Raw genomic sequence first — 13,685 nt, 5'->3', positions numbered from 1 at the left:
GCCAAGGTGAATCCTCACCAGCGGGCGAGAACCGGCGCGACATACAGGAGTTGACGTGATCCAGCAGGAGTCGCGGCTTCGGGTAGCCGACAACACGGGTGCGAAGGAAATCCTCTGCATCCGGGTTCTCGGTGGTTCCGGGCGGCGCTACGCCGGCATCGGCGACATCATCGTCGCCACCGTGAAGGACGCCATCCCGGCTGCCGGGGTGAAGAAGGGCGATGTCGTCAAGGCCGTCATCGTCCGCACGGTCAAGGAGCGCCGTCGTCCGGACGGTTCCTACATCCGGTTCGACGAGAACGCCGCCGTGCTCATCAAGAACGACAACGAGCCCCGGGGCACCCGCATCTTCGGCCCGGTGGGCCGCGAGCTGCGCGACCGAAAGTTCATGAAGATCATTTCGCTCGCGCCGGAGGTGCTGTGATGAAGGTGAAGAAGGGCGACACGGTCGTCGTCATCGCCGGCAAGGACAAGGGCGCCAAGGGCAAGGTCATCCAGGCTTACCCCGAGCGCGACCGCGTGCTGGTCGAGGGCGTGAACCGGATCAAGAAGCACACGCGGATCACCCAGACCCAGCGCGGTGCGCAGTCCGGTGGCATCGTCACGCAGGAGGCCCCGATCCACGTCTCCAACGTGATGGTCGTCGACTCGGACGGCAAGCCGTCCCGGGTGGGTTACCGCATCGGCGAGGACGGCAAGAAGGTCCGGATCTCGCGCCGGAACGGTAAGGACATCTGATGACCACCGCAGAGAAGGTCGCGCCCCGCCTCAAGGTGCGCTACCGCGAAGAGATCAAGGGCCAGCTGCAGGCGGAGTTCTCCTTCGCCAACGTCCACCAGATCCCGGGCGTGGTGAAGGTCGTCGTGAACATGGGCGTCGGTGACGCCGCCCGTGACAGCAAGCTGATCGAGGGCGCGGTCAAGGACCTCGCGCTGATCACGGGCCAGAAGCCCGAGGTCCGGAAGGCTCGCAAGTCCATCGCGCAGTTCAAGCTGCGCGAGGGCCAGCCGATCGGCGCGCGCGTCACGCTGCGCGGCGACCGCATGTGGGAGTTCCTCGACCGGCTGCTGACCATCGCGCTGCCGCGTATCCGCGACTTCCGCGGGCTTTCGCCGAAGCAGTTCGACGGCCACGGCAACTACACCTTCGGTCTCAACGAGCAGTCGATGTTCCACGAGATCGACCCCGACTCCATCGACCGCCCCCGCGGCATGGACGTCACCGTCGTCACGACCGCTACGAACGACGACGAGGGCCGGGCGCTGCTGCGCAAGCTCGGCTTCCCGTTCAAGGAGAACTGAGCCGATGGCCAAGAAAGCACTGGTCCACAAGGCCGCGAAGAAGCCGAAGTTCGCCGTGCGCGCCTACACCCGCTGCCAGCGGTGCGGCCGCCCGCACGCCGTGTTCCGCAAGTTCGGGCTCTGCCGGATCTGCCTTCGCGAGATGGCGCACGCGGGTGAGCTGCCCGGCGTCCGCAAGTCCAGCTGGTAAGAGCTTCTTTCTATAACTCCAGTTCGCCACAGGCCCCGCCCCTTCGGGGGCGGGGAACCAGGGCGAGAAAGGTTGACAGGTCACCATGACGATGACCGACCCCATCGCAGACTTCTTGACACGTCTGCGCAACGCGAACTCGGCGTACCACGACGAGGTCAAGCTCCCGCACTCGAAGCTCAAGGCGAACATCGCCGAGATCCTCAAGCGCGAGGGCTACATCGCGGGTTACCACGACGAGCCGGGCGAGAAGCACAAGAACCTGGTCGTCGAGCTCAAGTACGGCCCCAACCGTGAGCGGAGCATCGCCGGCCTGCGGCGCGTCTCCAAGCCCGGTCTGCGGATCTACGCCAAATCGAACGAACTGCCGTCCGTGCTCGGCGGCCTGGGCATCGCGATCATTTCGACGTCCGGTGGCCTGCAGACCGACCGGCAGGCCAAGCGCAACAGCGTGGGCGGCGAAGTCCTCGCCTACGTCTGGTAAGGGAAGGGGTACAGGCATGTCACGCATCGGAAAGCTGCCGGTCGCCGTCCCTTCCGGGGTCGAGGTGACCATCAACGGTCAGCACATCAGCGTCAAGGGCCCCAAGGGGACCCTGGAGCACACCGTCGCCGAGCCGATCTCGGTCGAGCGCGACGACGACGGCACCCTGCTGGTCAAGCGCCCGGACGACGAGCGCACCAGCAAGGCTCTGCACGGCCTCACCCGCACCCTGGTGAACAACCTGGTCGTGGGTGTGACCTCGGGCTACGAGAAGAAGCTCGAGATCCACGGTGTCGGTTACCGCGTGCAGGCCAAGGGCTCGGACCTCGAGTTCGCCCTCGGCTACAGCCACCCGGTGAAGATCGAGGCTCCGGACGGCATCACCTTCAAGGTGGAGAGCCCGACCCGGTTCTCGGTCTCCGGCATCGACAAGCAGAAGGTCGGCCAGATCTCGGCGGTCATCCGCCGGCTGCGGCGCCCGGACCCGTACAAGGGCAAGGGCCTGCGGTACGAGGGCGAGAAGATCCGCCGCAAGGTCGGAAAGACGGGTAAGTGATCATGAGCGACACGACTACGAAGCGCAAGCCGGTGGGCAAGGACATCTCGACCCGCCGCCGCGTCGCGAAGGCCCGTCGGCACTTCCGCCTCCGCAAGAAGGTCTCGGGCACGGACCAGCGTCCGCGCCTGGTCGTCAAGCGGTCCTCGCGGCACATCGCCGTGCAGGTCATCGACGACCTGGCCGGCCACACGCTGGCGTCGGCGTCCACCCTCGAGGCGGACGTCCGGGCGCTCGACGGCGACAAGAAGGCCAAGGCCGCCAAGGTCGGGGAGCTCGTCGCCGCGCGTGCCAAGAACGCCGGGATCTCGGCTGTGGTGTTCGACCGTGGCGGCAACGCCTACCACGGCCGCATCGCCGCGCTCGCCGACGCCGCCCGCGAGGCGGGGTTGGAGTTCTGACGATGCAGAAGCTTGTTAACGGAAGGAAAGCCTGATGCCGGGACGTACACGGCAATTCGGCGGCGGCCAGGGTGGACCCGGCGGGCAGGGCGGCAACGACCGCGGTGACCGTCGCGACCGCCGTGACCGGCGCGACAGCGGTCGTGGCGGGGCGGCCCAGGACAAGACCCCGCACCTCGAGAAGGTCGTGACGATCAACCGCGTCGCCAAGGTCGTCAAGGGTGGTCGTCGCTTCAGCTTCACCGCCCTGGTGGTCGTCGGCGACGGCGACGGTCAGGTCGGCGTCGGCTACGGCAAGGCCAAGGAAGTTCCCGCGGCCATCGCCAAGGGCGTCGAGGAAGCGAAGAAGAACTTCTTCCGCGTTCCCCGCGTCGGCGGCACCATTCCCCACCCGATCACGGGTGAGGAGGCCGCCGGTGTCGTGCTGCTCCGTCCGGCGTCCGCCGGTACCGGCGTCATCGCCGGTGGCCCGGTGCGCGCGGTGCTGGAGTGCGCGGGCGTCCACGACGTGCTGTCGAAGTCGCTCGGCTCCGACAACGCGATCAACATCGTGCACGCGACCGTGGCGGCCCTGAAGGGTCTGCAGCGTCCCGAAGAGGTCGCGGCCCGCCGCGGTCTCCCGCTCGAGGACGTCGCCCCGGCCCGGATGCTGCGCCAGCGCGCGGGCCAGGGGGTCTGACATGGCTCAGCTCAAGGTCACCCAGGTCAAGAGCAAGATCGGCACGAAGCACGCTCACCGCGAGTCGCTGCGCACCCTCGGGCTGCGCAAGATCCGCCAGAGCGTCGTGCGTGAAGACACCCCCCAGGTGCGCGGGCTGATCCACACCGTCCGCCACCTGGTGGAGGTCGAGGAGGTCCAGGCATGACGGCCATCAAGATCCACCACCTGCGTCCGGCTCCGGGCGCCAAGCGCGAGAAGATGCGCGTCGGTCGTGGTGAGGGTTCGAAGGGCAAGACGGCCGGTCGCGGTACGAAGGGCACCAAGGCCCGGAAGAACGTGCCCGCCGGGTTCGAGGGTGGGCAGATGCCCATCCACATGCGGCTGCCGAAGCTGCGTGGCTTCAAGAACCGCTTCCGCACCGAGTACCAGCCGGTGAACGTGGGCGACATCGCCCGCGTCTTCCCGGACGGCGGCACCATCGGTGCCGACGAGCTCGTCAAGGGCGGTCTCGTCCGCAAGGGCAAGCTGGTGAAGGTCCTCGGCAACGGCGACGTGAACGGCGTCAAGCTGAACGTCACCGCCGACGCGTTCTCCGGCTCCGCCAAGGAGAAGCTCGAAGCGGCTGGTGGCTCCGCCACCACCAACTGAGCTGGTTTCTCGTTCGAAGGCCCGTCTGGTTCGCCAGGCGGGCCTTCGGCGTTTCCGAGGGGGTTACCCGTGCGGGCTTTCGTGGCACCAGCGCTCGTGGGGCTGGAACCTTCGCGGATCGCGCGAACGACGCTGCGGGCTTGGCGGATCGACTACTCGTTCCCGGGTCTCGACCACGCCCCGGCCGGGACGTGGGCCCTGCTGGCGGCGGGGGCGGCGCTGAGCCAGCGGGGCGCCGGGCGTGGGCGGACCCCGGAGGCGGCGTACGCGGACACGCCGACGCCGCCGTCGGGAGTGGTGATCACGGTGCTCCCGCCCGAAGCGGACTGACCGGACAGGTTCCTTGCCGCGGTGCGGGTCCGGACGGAGGATCGGAGGGGTGGACAGACCGTCGCAGGAGCCGCCCGAGCCGCCCGAGTCGCCGTTGAGCTTCCCGGTGGAGGCGCCGAAGGTCGCGGGCGTGGAGCCGGGAGCGGGGTCGCCGCTGAGCTTCCCGGTGGAGGTCGAGCCGGCGGGGGATCCGCTCGACTTCCCGGTGGAGACACCGGCCCCGCCGAGCGGGGATCTGCTCGCCTTCCCGGCGCAGGGTCCAGCCCCGTCCACCGGGGATCCGCTCGACTTCCCGGCGCAAGCCGTGGCTCCGCCGGGCGCGAATCCGCTCGACTTTCCCGCGCAGGCGACGGCCCCGCCGAACGGGGATCCGCTCGCCTTCCCGGCGCAAGCTTCGGTCCCGCTGAGCGGGGATCTGCTCGCCTCGTCTGCGCAGGCCGCGGCTCCGCCGGGCGCGAATCCGCTGGACTTCCCGGCCCAGTCCGCCACCCCGCCGAGTGCGAATCCGCTCGCGTTCCCCGCACAAGCCGCAGCCCCGCCGAGCGCCTTCCCCACCCAAGCCCCGCAAGCACCCCCACCGGCCACACCGCTGCCGTTCCCGGTCGCCCACCTACCCGGCGCGACCCCCATACCCGCGCCGCAGCCACCCGCCGCCCCCGAAGCACCTGCCGGCACCTCCAGGCTCCGGCGCTTCCTCCCACCGGCCCTCACCGCCGCGGCCGCGCTCATGGCCGCCGGGGGGCTCTTCCTGCCGCTCTTCCGCCTCCAGCAGCACGTCAACGTCCGGCAGCGGTACTTCGACGCCCAGCTCACCGTCACCCAGACCGCCTGGGGCAGCCGGATCGAAATCCCCGGGCAAGAAGCCGCCGACCAGGCCTCCTCGCCCCTCGGCATCCCGGTGATCCTCGCCGTCGTCCTGCTCGCCGTCGCCGCTTTCACCGCCTTCGCGCGGCCTCGCCGCGGGCGGTGGCTCATCGGTGCCGGGGCCTTCTTCACCGGCGGGGTCGTCCTCACCGTCGGGATGAGCGGGCTCGGGTGGTCCGCCATGGCCGATGGCATGGACCTCGAGGTCACCACCACCGCCGGCATGTGGCTGCTGATCGCCGCCACCGCCTCGGCCGCCGTCGCGGCGGTCGTCGCCGCGCTGCCGGGCAGGAGCTGGGCCGACCCGACCCTCGCCTACGCCGACACCCCGACCCCGCCGAGCGGCGTCGCCATCACCGTCCTCCCGCCCGAAGAACCCGGTTGACCCCGGCCGTTACCGTAAAGACGTGTCGTGGCTACTGGTCTTCTTCGGGGCTTCTGTCCTCATCGCGCTTACGCCCGGCGCGAACAACCTGCTCGGTCTTCACCACGGGATGACGCACGGTGTCCGCCGCGGCCTCGCCGGGCTGGCCGGCCGGCTGGCCGCCTTCACCCTGTTGATCACCGCCGTCGCGGCCGGGCTGGGGCAGCTGCTGGCCGCGTCCGAGACCGCGTTGACGATCATCAAGTGGGCCGGTGCCGCCTACCTGCTCTACCTCGGCGTGCGCCTGCTGTGGTCGACATTCCGGGGCGAAACGGACGTCCCCGAACCGGACACGCGACCCGCGTCCGCCTGGCGCGTGACGCGCAAGGAGTTCGGCGTCGCGCTCACCAACCCCAAGGCCATCCTCATCTTCACCGCGTTCGTCCCGCAGTTCATCGACGCAGGTCACGGGCCCTTTCCGGCGCAGATCGCGCTGCTCGGCGCGGTCTACCTGCTGGCCGAGTTCCTGGCCGGTTCGGTCTACGTCGGCGTCGGCGCCGGCCTGAAGTCGATCGAGCTGACGCGGCGGACCCGGCGCACCGTGGACCGGGGGACCGGCGTGGTCCTCGTCGGCCTCGCCGGCGTGCTCGCGACGTCCAACGCCTGAGCCCGATCTGTCAAGGAATACGGCCAAGACGGCGATGTGGATCAACCCGCCGGAGCAACCTTGGTACGGAAAACGCACACGGACTGCGGACACGCGCTGTGAAGCTGTTAGAGTCGGCGACACGCTTCGGGACGAGTGTGCCCCGAAGCGTTCCTGGCTTGCGTGCCAGTAGTGCTGTGTGTTCCCGCCGGCCACCGTGCCGGCCAAGCCGATCGTCGGTTGAGGACGGCCGACGACGCCGAGGAGGTCCCCCGCGTGTTCAGCGCCTTCCGCTCGGCTCTCGCGACGCCGGATCTACGCAAGAAGATCCTGTTCACGCTAGCCATCGTCGCGGTCTACCGAATCGGTGCGACCATTCCGGCACCCGGGATCTCCTACGGGGCGGTCCAGGCCTGTAGTTCCCAGGCGCAGCAGGAAGGCGTCTACCAGCTGCTGAACCTGTTCAGCGGCGGTGCGCTGCTGCAGCTGTCGCTCTTCTCGACCGGCATCATGCCGTACATCACGGCGAGCATCATCATCCAGCTGCTGACCGTGGTCATCCCGCGGTTCGAGGAGCTGAAGAAGGAAGGCCAGTCCGGCCAGGGCAAGCTGACCCAGTACACCCGGTACCTGACGGTCGCGCTGGCGATCCTGCAGGCCACCGGCGTGGTCGCGCTCGCGGACCGCAAGCAGCTCTTCCCGGACTGCCAGTCGCCGATCATCCCGGACAACAGCGTCTACTCGCTGGCGATCATCGTCATCACCATGACCGCGGGCACCGCCGTCATGATGTGGCTCGGCGAGCTGATCACCGAACGCGGCGTCGGCAACGGCATGTCCGTCCTGATCTTCCTGAACATCGCCGCGCGCATCCCGGTCGAGGGCGGGAACATCCTGTCCAACGGCGGTGGCATCGCGCTGACGATGATCTGCATCTTCGGGCTCGTGATCATCGCGAGCGTCATCTTCGTCGAGCAGGGGCAGCGCCGGATCCCGGTGCAGTACGCCAAGCGCATGATCGGCCGCCGGATGTACGGCGGCACGTCGACCTACCTGCCGATCAAGGTGAACCAGGCCGGCGTCATCCCGGTCATCTTCGCGTCGTCCCTGCTGTACCTGCCGGACCTGATCAGCCGCCTCGTCGGCGACCAGAACAGCAACTCCGGCTGGCAGGTCTTCATCAAGAACTACATCGTGAACCAGTCCAGCTGGGTGCACATCGCGCTGTACTTCGGCCTGATCATCTTCTTCACGTACTTCTACATCACGATCACGTTCAACGTGGACGAGCGTGCGGAAGAGATGAAGAAGTTCGGCGGGTTCATCCCGGGCATCCGCCCGGGCCGCCCGACGGCCGAGTACCTGAGCTACGTCCTGGGCCGGATCACCCTCCCCGGTTCGCTGTACCTGGGCATCATCGCGATCCTTCCGAACTTCTTCCTGTCGGTGACCGGTAGCGGGAACAACCAGAACTTCCCGTTCGGTGGCACGGCTGTGCTGATCATGGTCGGTGTCGGGCTCGACACCGTGAAGCAGATCGAAAGCCAGCTGATGCAGCGCAACTACGAAGGGTTCTTGAAGTGACGCGGCTGGTTCTCGTGGGTCCGCCCGGCGCGGGCAAAGGTACGCAGGCGGAGGCTCTGTCGGAGCAGCTGCGCATCCCGCACATCTCCACGGGCGAGCTGTTCCGCGCGCACGTCGGCCAGGAGACCCCGCTGGGCCAGGAGGCCAAGCGCTACCTCGACTCCGGCGAGCTCGTGCCCGACTCGGTGACCAACGAGATGGTCCGCGAGCGGCTGGCGGAGCCGGACGCGAAGGCCGGCTTCCTGCTCGACGGCTTCCCCCGCAACACCAAGCAGGCCGAGGTGCTCGGGGAGATCCTGGGCGACGCCGACGTCTCGCTCGACGCCGTGATCCAGCTGCAGGTGCCCGAGGACGTCGTCGTCGGGCGGCTCATGTCCCGTGGCCGCGCGGACGACACCGAAGACGTCATCCGCCGCCGCCAGCAGATCTACGTGTCGGACACCGCGCCGCTGCTGGAGTACTACGCCGACATCCTCGTCAGCGTCGACGGCGTCGGCAGCGTGGACGAGGTCTCCGGCCGGGTGCTGAAAGCGCTGCGCGACCGCACGTGAACCTCGGAGGATTGCGTGTTCTGCAAGTGCTCCGCCGTGGGCGCATGATCGAGGTCAAGACCCCGGACGAGCTGCAGGCGATGCGGGCCGCGGGGCTCGTCGTCGCCCGCACGCTCGCGGCGGTCCGCGCCATCGCGAAACCGGGTGTCAGCACGGCCGAGCTCGACGAGCTCGCCGAGCAGACGATCCGGGACGCCGGCGCGGTGCCGTCGTTCAAGGGCTACCACGGCTTCCCGGCGTCGATCTGCGCGTCGGTGAACGAGCAGATCGTCCACGGCATCCCGGCGAAGACGCAGGTGCTGGCCGACGGCGACATCATCTCCGTCGACTGCGGCGCGATCCTCGACGGCTGGCACGGCGACTCGGCCGTCACCCTGGCCATCGGTGCCGTCTCCGACGCCGACCTGGCGCTGTCCGCGGCGACCGAAGCGGCGATGTGGGCCGGCATCGAGGCGGTCCGCGCCGGCGCCCGGCTGACCGACATCTCCTACGCCGTCCAGTCGGCCGCCGAACGCGCGGGCCGCGACGACGGCATCGAGTACGGGATGATCGTCGAGTACGGCGGCCACGGCATCGGCCGCGAGATGCACATGGACCCGTTCCTGCCGAACGTCGGCAAGCCGGGCAAGGGCCCGCGGCTGAAGGCCGGCATGGCGCTGGCGATCGAGCCGATGCTGACCGGCGGTGGCGGCGAGACCCACGAGCTGGACGACGGCTGGACGGTCGTCACGGCCGACGGCTCCCGCGCGGCCCACTGGGAGCACACGGTGGCGATCACCGAAGACGGCCCCTGGGTGCTCACTGCCGCCGAAGACGCCTGACCTGCGCATTCACCCACTCGGGGTGATCGTGATCACGTCCACCTGCACGGTCCTTTAGCATGGTCACCCCCGGTTTGGGGGTCGCGACACGACATGCGTACACTGTCAAGTCGGCGCACTTATCGTGCCCGGATCCTGCGCGCTCGTGAATTCACGTTCTTGGGAGCCGGGCACCAGTGTGCCACGCAACACCCGACCCAGCACTAGTGCTCGAGTTGATCAGGTGTGGCGACAGACGGTTGATGACAAGGAAATGCGGAGGACATGGCGAAGAAAGACGGGGCCATCGAGGTCGAAGGCCGCGTAGTCGAGCCGCTCCCCAACGCGATGTTCCGCGTCGAGTTGGAGAACGGTCACAAGGTCCTGGCACACATCAGCGGCAAGATGCGGCAGCACTACATCCGCATCCTGCCCGAGGACAGGGTTGTCGTGGAGCTCTCGCCCTACGACCTCTCTCGTGGTCGCATCGTCTACCGCTACAAGTGATCACGAAGAGCAGCTACTAGGAGAGCAGAAGACGTGAAGGTCCAGCCGAGCGTCAAGAAGATCTGCGACAAGTGCAAGGTGATCCGCCGGCACGGCCGGATCATGGTGATCTGCGAGAACCTGCGGCACAAGCAGCGGCAGGGCTGATCGCCCACCTGCACTCGAGCAGAGTGGATTGACGGCTACACAACCTCCCCGCACCTGCCGGGCCACGCGAATGGCCCGGTTCACCCCCGGACTTCAGGCCGGGGCTGGGACACCCGAGGCGCAAGCCGAGGGCACGACAGGCGAGTCGGTCCCGGAACCGGACGGGGAGCAGACCTGAAGAGGAAACCTACGAAGGAGCATCAGCGCCAATGGCACGACTCGCTGGCGTAGACCTCCCCCGCGAGAAGCGGTTGGAGATCGCGCTTACGTACATCTACGGCATCGGCCGTACCCGCTCGAAGCAGCTCATCAAGGCTGCCGAGCTCAACGCGGACACCCGCGTCAAAGACCTCAGCGATGACGACCTCGCGAAGCTGCGTACGTACATCGAAGAGAACTTCAAGGTTGAGGGTGACCTTCGCCGCGAGGTGAACGCCGACATCCGTCGGAAGATCGAGATCGGGTGCTACGAGGGCCTTCGCTGGCGCCGGGGACTTCCCGTCCGCGGTCAGCGCACGAAGACCAACGCCCGTACCCGCAAGGGTCCGAAGAAGACGGTCGCCGGCAAGAAGAAGGCTGGCAAGAAGTGAGCGTCCAGGGCAAGAAGGTCGTGCAGATGGGTGGCGTTCAGCGCCGCGGCTCGGCTTGTGTCTCGCCCAAGGCGCTCTACGCCCGCCCGATGGCGCTCCGCAACCTGTACACCGACGCCGGATCGATCATCCGGCGCGGCCAGGCCGAAGCGGTCGCCGCTCACCAAGAGAACGCGCGCTAACAGGAGAACCCTCAGAACATGCCACCGAAGTCTCGTACTGCGGCCGGGGCCAAGAAGGTCCGCCGCAAGGAAAAGAAGAATGTCGCGCACGGTCACGCGCACATCAAGAGCACCTTCAACAACACCATCGTCTCGATCACGGACCCGACCGGTGCCGTGATCGCGTGGGCGTCGAGTGGTCACGTGGGCTTCAAGGGCTCCCGCAAGTCCACCCCGTTCGCCGCGCAGATGGCCGCCGAGAACGCTGCCCGCAAGGCCGCCGAGCACGGCATGAAGAAGGTCGACGTCTTCGTGAAGGGCCCGGGTTCGGGCCGCGAGACGGCGATCCGCTCGCTGCAGGCGGCCGGCCTCGAGGTCGGCACCATCCAGGACGTGACCCCGCAGCCTCACAACGGCTGCCGCCCGCCCAAGCGGCGCCGGGTCTGAGGAACGGGGAGGAGTAAGAAGAAATGGCTCGTTACACCGGCCCCGCGACGCGTATTTCGCGTCGCCTCAAGGTTGACCTCATCGGCGGCGACCAGGCTTTCGAGCGTCGCCCCTACCCGCCGGGCCAGCACGGCCGCGGGCGCATCAAGGAGTCCGAGTACCTCCTGCAGTCGCAGGAGAAGCAGAAGGCTCGCTACACCTACGGCGTTCTCGAGCGTCAGTTCGTCCGGTACTACAAGGAAGCCGTCCGGCGTCCGGGCAAGACCGGTGAGAACCTGCTGCAGATCCTCGAGTCCCGCCTGGACAACGTGATCTACCGCGCCGGCATCGCCCGCACCCGCCGTCAGGCGCGTCAGCTGGTGAGCCACGGCCACTTCCTGGTCAACGGCGTCAAGGTCAACGTTCCCTCGTTCCAGGTCTCGAAGTGGGACATCATCGACGTGCGGCCGAAGTCGTTCTCGATGCTGCCCTTCGTCGTGGCGAAGGAGTCCTTCGGCGACCGCCCGATCCCGGCGTGGCTGCAGGTCGTCCAGTCCAACCTCCGCGTGCTGGTCCACCAGCTGCCGGAGCGTGCGCAGATCGATGTTCCGGTCCAGGAACAGCTGATCGTCGAGCTTTACTCGAAGTAGTCCGGCACCGTCGGACAGGCGGCGGCGCGACAGGTGCGCCGCCGCCGCGCCATCCCTTCGACGTCATATGGCGGGCGTCGTCTGGAAAGGAAAACAAGGAATGCTGATTTCCCAGCGGCCGGCTCTCGGCGAAGAGACGGTCAACGAGACCCGCTCCCGGTTCACCATCGAACCGCTGGAGCCCGGCTTCGGCTACACGCTCGGCAACTCGCTGCGTCGTACGCTGCTGTCGTCCATCCCGGGCGCGGCCGTGACGAGCATCCGCATCGACGGCGTGCTGCACGAGTTCACCACCGTTCCCGGGGTGAAGGAAGACGTCACCGACATCATCCTGAACCTCAAGGAGCTCGTGGTGTCCTCGGAAGAGGACGAGCCGGTCACCATGTACCTGCGCAAGCAGGGCCCGGGTGAGGTCACGGCGGCCGACATCGTGCCGCCGGCGGGTGTCACCGTGCACAACCCGGATCTGCACATCGCGTCGCTGAACGGCAAGGGCAAGCTCGAGATCGAGCTCGTGGTCGAGCGCGGCCGCGGTTACGTTCCGGCCCTGCAGAACAAGCAGGCGGGCGCGGAGATCGGCCGGATCCCGGTCGACTCGATCTACTCGCCGGTGCTCAAGGTGACCTACAAGGTCGAGGCCACCCGTGTCGAGCAGCGCACCGACTTCGACAAGCTGATCCTGGACGTCGAGACCAAGCCGTCGATCACGCCGCGCGACGCGGTCGCGTCGGCCGGCAAGACGCTGGTGGAGCTGTTCGGTCTCGCCCGCGAGCTGAACGTCGACGCCGAGGGCATCGAGATCGGCCCGTCGCCGCAGGAGGCGGACACCATCGCCGCCTACGCGATGCCGATCGAGGACCTGGACCTCACCGTCCGGTCGTACAACTGCCTCAAGCGCGAAGGCATCCACACGGTGGGCGAGCTCGTCTCGCGCAGCGAGGCGGACCTGCTCGACATCCGCAACTTCGGCGCCAAGTCGATCGACGAGGTCAAGCTCAAGCTCGTCGGCCTCGGCCTCGCGCTGAAGGACAGCCCGCCCGGGTTCGACCCGACCGCGGCGGCCGCCAGCTACGACGGTGAAGGCTGGTCGGAGGGTGTCGGTGGCATCGCCGACGGGATTTCGGACGGCCACGACGATGGCCAGGACTACGCAGAGACCGAGCAGCTCTGAGGCCGTGTGCCTGGACGCTGTGAGCTGAACTAGGAGAACCAATGCCCACCCCTACCAAGGGAGCCCGGCTCGGCGGGTCGTCCGCGCATGAGCGGCTGATCCTGGCCAACTTGGCCACGCAGCTGTTCGAGCACGGCAAGATCACCACCACCGAGGCGAAGGCGAAGCGGGTCCGCCCGCTGGCCGAGAAGCTGATCACCAAGGCGAAGCGGGGCGACCTGCACAACCGCCGTCAGGTGCAGCGCGTCGTCCGCGACAAGGACGTCGTCCACAAGCTGTTCGCGGAGATCGGCCCGCACTTCGCCGAGCGCGAAGGTGGCTACACCCGGATCACCAAGACGATGCCGCGCAAGGGCGACAACGCCAAGATGGCGGTCATCGAGCTGGTGGCCGAGAAGACGGTGACTTCGGAAGCCGAGCGCGCTCGCAAGACGAAGTTCGCGAAGGACGAGAAGCCCGCCGCTCCGGCCGCGGAGGAGACCACCTCGACCGAGGAGGCCCCCGCCGCTGCCGAGGAGGCCAAGGCTGAGGACACCACCGCGGAGACCGAGGCCCCGGCTTCGGACGACGCGGACGCCAAGAAGGACTGACGTCCTGACGGCAGATTCGACACCGGACGAGCCCGCCACTCCCGCTGGGGAGGGCGGGCTCGT

The 13,685-nt window shown here is 68.0% G+C and carries 24 protein-coding genes; all 24 read left to right on the top strand.

Going from position 1 to position 13,685, the window contains the following annotated elements; genetic code table 11:
* Positions 1–55: 55 nt before the first annotated feature.
* The 24 genes from rplN to rplQ all read left to right on the top strand — a co-directional run bounded on the left by rplN (position 56) and on the right by rplQ (position 13,622).
* Positions 56–424 (top strand): 50S ribosomal protein L14, encoded by a 369-nt coding sequence (gene rplN, locus ACZ7OH_RS10180; RefSeq protein WP_004558867.1) that lies wholly within the window; start codon positions 56–58, stop codon positions 422–424.
* Positions 424–738, top strand: coding sequence for a 50S ribosomal protein L24 (gene rplX, locus ACZ7OH_RS10175; RefSeq protein WP_086675498.1), 315 nt, complete (start codon positions 424–426; stop codon positions 736–738). The genes rplN and rplX overlap by 1 nt, the downstream gene beginning before the upstream one ends.
* A complete protein-coding gene (gene rplE, locus ACZ7OH_RS10170) occupies positions 738–1,301 on the top strand; it encodes a 50S ribosomal protein L5 (RefSeq protein ID WP_247015084.1) in 564 nt (187 codons plus the stop codon). The genes rplX and rplE overlap by 1 nt, the downstream gene beginning before the upstream one ends.
* A gap of 4 nt (positions 1,302–1,305) precedes the next feature.
* Positions 1,306–1,491 carry a type Z 30S ribosomal protein S14 gene (locus ACZ7OH_RS10165; protein WP_004558870.1) on the top strand — a complete coding sequence of 62 codons (186 nt, stop codon included), beginning with the start codon at positions 1,306–1,308 and terminating at the stop codon, positions 1,489–1,491.
* An 85-nt stretch (positions 1,492–1,576) separates the two neighbouring features.
* Positions 1,577–1,975 carry a 30S ribosomal protein S8 gene (gene rpsH / locus ACZ7OH_RS10160; RefSeq protein WP_400900735.1) on the top strand — a complete coding sequence of 133 codons (399 nt, stop codon included), beginning with the start codon at positions 1,577–1,579 and terminating at the stop codon, positions 1,973–1,975.
* 16 nt (positions 1,976–1,991) lie between these two features.
* Positions 1,992–2,531, top strand: coding sequence for a 50S ribosomal protein L6 (gene rplF / locus ACZ7OH_RS10155; RefSeq protein WP_470280532.1), 540 nt, complete (start codon positions 1,992–1,994; stop codon positions 2,529–2,531).
* 2 nt (positions 2,532–2,533) lie between these two features.
* On the top strand, positions 2,534–2,932 hold the full coding sequence (rplR, locus tag ACZ7OH_RS10150; protein ID WP_167379724.1) for a 50S ribosomal protein L18: 399 nt from the start codon (positions 2,534–2,536) through the stop codon (positions 2,930–2,932).
* Positions 2,933–2,966: 34 nt separating this feature from the next.
* Positions 2,967–3,611: a 30S ribosomal protein S5 gene (gene rpsE, locus ACZ7OH_RS10145; protein ID WP_086675494.1), complete on the top strand. Its 645-nt coding sequence runs from the start codon at positions 2,967–2,969 to the stop codon at positions 3,609–3,611.
* A 1-nt stretch (position 3,612) separates the two neighbouring features.
* On the top strand, positions 3,613–3,798 hold the full coding sequence (rpmD, locus tag ACZ7OH_RS10140; RefSeq protein WP_004558875.1) for a 50S ribosomal protein L30: 186 nt from the start codon (positions 3,613–3,615) through the stop codon (positions 3,796–3,798).
* Positions 3,795–4,241, top strand: coding sequence for a 50S ribosomal protein L15 (gene rplO / locus ACZ7OH_RS10135; protein ID WP_372671240.1), 447 nt, complete (start codon positions 3,795–3,797; stop codon positions 4,239–4,241). Before rpmD ends, rplO begins: the two co-directional genes overlap by 4 nt.
* Before the next feature lie 69 nt (positions 4,242–4,310).
* Positions 4,311–4,571, top strand: a complete 261-nt coding sequence (locus tag ACZ7OH_RS10130) for a hypothetical protein (RefSeq protein ID WP_470280531.1) — start codon at positions 4,311–4,313, stop codon at positions 4,569–4,571.
* Between the two features lie 49 nt (positions 4,572–4,620).
* Complete coding sequence (locus ACZ7OH_RS10125; RefSeq protein ID WP_470280530.1) at positions 4,621–5,820, top strand: hypothetical protein; 1,200 nt, start codon at positions 4,621–4,623, stop codon at positions 5,818–5,820.
* Positions 5,821–5,842: 22 nt separating this feature from the next.
* A complete protein-coding gene (locus ACZ7OH_RS10120) occupies positions 5,843–6,466 on the top strand; it encodes a LysE family translocator (protein WP_470280529.1) in 624 nt (207 codons plus the stop codon).
* Between the two features lie 255 nt (positions 6,467–6,721).
* A complete protein-coding gene (gene secY / locus ACZ7OH_RS10115) occupies positions 6,722–8,029 on the top strand; it encodes a preprotein translocase subunit SecY (RefSeq protein ID WP_470280528.1) in 1,308 nt (435 codons plus the stop codon).
* The gene (locus ACZ7OH_RS10110; protein WP_470280527.1) at positions 8,026–8,580 is read left to right on the top strand and encodes an adenylate kinase; all 555 of its coding nucleotides are present in this window, start codon (positions 8,026–8,028) and stop codon (positions 8,578–8,580) included. The genes secY and ACZ7OH_RS10110 overlap by 4 nt, the downstream gene beginning before the upstream one ends.
* Before the next feature lie 44 nt (positions 8,581–8,624).
* Positions 8,625–9,401: a type I methionyl aminopeptidase gene (gene map, locus ACZ7OH_RS10105; protein WP_470280526.1), complete on the top strand. Its 777-nt coding sequence runs from the start codon at positions 8,625–8,627 to the stop codon at positions 9,399–9,401.
* 264 nt (positions 9,402–9,665) lie between these two features.
* Positions 9,666–9,887 carry a translation initiation factor IF-1 gene (infA, locus tag ACZ7OH_RS10100; protein ID WP_004558881.1) on the top strand — a complete coding sequence of 74 codons (222 nt, stop codon included), beginning with the start codon at positions 9,666–9,668 and terminating at the stop codon, positions 9,885–9,887.
* Between the two features lie 33 nt (positions 9,888–9,920).
* Positions 9,921–10,034 carry a 50S ribosomal protein L36 gene (rpmJ, locus tag ACZ7OH_RS10095; protein ID WP_004558882.1) on the top strand — a complete coding sequence of 38 codons (114 nt, stop codon included), beginning with the start codon at positions 9,921–9,923 and terminating at the stop codon, positions 10,032–10,034.
* A 209-nt stretch (positions 10,035–10,243) separates the two neighbouring features.
* Positions 10,244–10,624 (top strand): 30S ribosomal protein S13, encoded by a 381-nt coding sequence (gene rpsM, locus ACZ7OH_RS10090; protein ID WP_004558883.1) that lies wholly within the window; start codon positions 10,244–10,246, stop codon positions 10,622–10,624.
* Positions 10,621–10,806, top strand: coding sequence for a hypothetical protein (locus ACZ7OH_RS10085; RefSeq protein ID WP_013222623.1), 186 nt, complete (start codon positions 10,621–10,623; stop codon positions 10,804–10,806). Before rpsM ends, ACZ7OH_RS10085 begins: the two co-directional genes overlap by 4 nt.
* An 18-nt stretch (positions 10,807–10,824) precedes the next feature.
* Positions 10,825–11,232, top strand: a complete 408-nt coding sequence (gene rpsK / locus ACZ7OH_RS10080) for a 30S ribosomal protein S11 (RefSeq protein WP_004558885.1) — start codon at positions 10,825–10,827, stop codon at positions 11,230–11,232.
* A gap of 23 nt (positions 11,233–11,255) precedes the next feature.
* Complete coding sequence (rpsD, locus tag ACZ7OH_RS10075; protein WP_400900718.1) at positions 11,256–11,861, top strand: 30S ribosomal protein S4; 606 nt, start codon at positions 11,256–11,258, stop codon at positions 11,859–11,861.
* Between the two features lie 100 nt (positions 11,862–11,961).
* Positions 11,962–13,032 (top strand): DNA-directed RNA polymerase subunit alpha, encoded by a 1,071-nt coding sequence (locus tag ACZ7OH_RS10070; protein ID WP_004558887.1) that lies wholly within the window; start codon positions 11,962–11,964, stop codon positions 13,030–13,032.
* Positions 13,033–13,073: 41 nt separating this feature from the next.
* Positions 13,074–13,622, top strand: coding sequence for a 50S ribosomal protein L17 (gene rplQ, locus ACZ7OH_RS10065; protein ID WP_400900716.1), 549 nt, complete (start codon positions 13,074–13,076; stop codon positions 13,620–13,622).
* The last annotated feature ends 63 nt before the right edge of the window (positions 13,623–13,685 follow it).

This window comes from Amycolatopsis sp. NPDC114478, assembly GCF_055633805.1.
This window is presented reverse-complemented; position numbering and strand designations above follow the sequence as displayed.

Excerpts from the sequence above, each read along its gene's own strand:
- rplF (WP_470280532.1), top strand. The coding sequence starts at position 1,992 with ATGTCACGCATCGGAAAGCTGCCGGTCGCCGTCCCTTCCGGGGTCGAG.
- infA (WP_004558881.1), top strand. The coding sequence starts at position 9,666 with ATGGCGAAGAAAGACGGGGCCATCGAGGTCGAAGGCCGCGTAGTCGAG.
- ACZ7OH_RS10070 (WP_004558887.1), top strand. The coding sequence starts at position 11,962 with ATGCTGATTTCCCAGCGGCCGGCTCTCGGCGAAGAGACGGTCAACGAG.
- rplO (WP_372671240.1), top strand. The coding sequence starts at position 3,795 with ATGACGGCCATCAAGATCCACCACCTGCGTCCGGCTCCGGGCGCCAAG.
- rpsK (WP_004558885.1), top strand. The coding sequence starts at position 10,825 with ATGCCACCGAAGTCTCGTACTGCGGCCGGGGCCAAGAAGGTCCGCCGC.
- rpmD (WP_004558875.1), top strand. The coding sequence starts at position 3,613 with ATGGCTCAGCTCAAGGTCACCCAGGTCAAGAGCAAGATCGGCACGAAG.
- ACZ7OH_RS10165 (WP_004558870.1), top strand. The coding sequence starts at position 1,306 with ATGGCCAAGAAAGCACTGGTCCACAAGGCCGCGAAGAAGCCGAAGTTC.
- rpsE (WP_086675494.1), top strand. The coding sequence starts at position 2,967 with ATGCCGGGACGTACACGGCAATTCGGCGGCGGCCAGGGTGGACCCGGC.
- rplX (WP_086675498.1), top strand. The coding sequence starts at position 424 with ATGAAGGTGAAGAAGGGCGACACGGTCGTCGTCATCGCCGGCAAGGAC.
- rplE (WP_247015084.1), top strand. The coding sequence starts at position 738 with ATGACCACCGCAGAGAAGGTCGCGCCCCGCCTCAAGGTGCGCTACCGC.
- rplQ (WP_400900716.1), top strand. The coding sequence starts at position 13,074 with ATGCCCACCCCTACCAAGGGAGCCCGGCTCGGCGGGTCGTCCGCGCAT.
- rpsM (WP_004558883.1), top strand. The coding sequence starts at position 10,244 with ATGGCACGACTCGCTGGCGTAGACCTCCCCCGCGAGAAGCGGTTGGAG.
- map (WP_470280526.1), top strand. The coding sequence starts at position 8,625 with ATGATCGAGGTCAAGACCCCGGACGAGCTGCAGGCGATGCGGGCCGCG.
- rplR (WP_167379724.1), top strand. The coding sequence starts at position 2,534 with ATGAGCGACACGACTACGAAGCGCAAGCCGGTGGGCAAGGACATCTCG.
- rpsD (WP_400900718.1), top strand. The coding sequence starts at position 11,256 with ATGGCTCGTTACACCGGCCCCGCGACGCGTATTTCGCGTCGCCTCAAG.
- rpsH (WP_400900735.1), top strand. The coding sequence starts at position 1,577 with ATGACGATGACCGACCCCATCGCAGACTTCTTGACACGTCTGCGCAAC.